This is a genomic window from Shewanella sp. CAL98-MNA-CIBAN-0140 (assembly GCF_040309905.1).
Lineage (GTDB): Bacteria > Pseudomonadota > Gammaproteobacteria > Enterobacterales > Shewanellaceae > Shewanella > Shewanella psychromarinicola.
Map to the genome: position 1 here is coordinate 1 of NZ_JBEOPI010000291.1, position 237 is coordinate 237.

The window sequence follows — 237 nt, forward strand, 5'->3', positions numbered from 1 at the left end:
GGCGAAGTATTTAGCGGAGAAAGGTTGGCAAATACGTTGGTTAGGTACTGCCGACCGAATGGAAGCGCGTTTAGTGCCTCAACACGGATTTGATATTGAATTTATCGATATTAAAGGTGTGCGTGGTAATGGGCTTATACGTAAGTTAGCGGCACCATTTAAAATTATCCGTTCAATTATTCAAGCCAAAGCGGTAATTGATGATTTTCAACCCGATGTGATTCTAGGCATGGGCGG

At 43.0% G+C, this 237-nt stretch carries 1 protein-coding gene; it reads left to right on the forward strand.

Annotated features, from left to right (window positions below):
• The coding region (locus AAEY93_RS21115) for a glycosyltransferase (RefSeq protein WP_351079714.1) at nucleotides 1–237 on the forward strand (237 nt) is incomplete at both ends.